Source organism: Billgrantia kenyensis (assembly GCF_013697085.1).
Taxonomy (GTDB): domain Bacteria; phylum Pseudomonadota; class Gammaproteobacteria; order Pseudomonadales; family Halomonadaceae; genus Halomonas; species Halomonas kenyensis.
Map to the genome: position 1 here is coordinate 1 of NZ_JACEFT010000092.1, position 590 is coordinate 590.

The window sequence follows — 590 nt, forward strand, 5'->3', positions numbered from 1 at the left end:
TTGAGACGTATCACTTTCGTCTTCTCCTTGCGGAGAAAACTTGTCAGCATGATTCACATTGTTAAAGAGCAGACTGTCAATCGACAGTCATAAACCGGTCATCGTTTGAGGCGATGGTGGCTTATGACTGCGGATCCGATCAGGGAAGACTGTGGGAGGATGACGCATCAGGAAGTTTGGTGGAGCCAAGCGGGATCGAACCGCTGACCTCCTGCGTGCAAGGCAGGCGCTCTCCCAGCTGAGCTATGGCCCCACTGATTACCCAAGAATTGGGCAATTTTATTCAGACCAAGGCATTTTGTGGCGACGCATAGCCTGCTATGCGAGGTTCAAAGCAACGCCGTATCCGGCGAAATTGGTGGGTCTGGGCAGATTTGAAATAAACCCGGCGACCTCACCCTTCTCTTTACAGAACTTCCGGGGGTGCGCTCTCACCAACTGAGCGACAGACCCGGCCGAAGCTCGAGAATGGTGGGTCTGGGCAGATTTGAACTGCCGACCTCACCCTTATCAGGGGTGCGCTCTAACCAACTGAGCTACAGACCCGGCTAACCACTGGGTCGGCGACCCAAACAGTCTTTGCTCTGGCC

At 54.2% G+C, this 590-nt stretch carries 3 tRNA genes; all 3 read right to left on the minus strand.

Going from position 1 to position 590, the window contains the following annotated elements:
• Nucleotides 1-177: 177 nt before the first annotated feature.
• Nucleotides 178-253: transfer RNA gene (locus H1D44_RS20735), tRNA-Ala, on the minus strand.
• A 103-nt stretch (nucleotides 254-356) separates the two neighbouring features.
• Nucleotides 357-453 (minus strand) — tRNA-OTHER (locus H1D44_RS20740).
• A gap of 16 nt (nucleotides 454-469) precedes the next feature.
• Nucleotides 470-546 (minus strand) — tRNA-Ile (locus H1D44_RS20745).
• Between the last annotated feature and the right edge of the window lie 44 nt (nucleotides 547-590).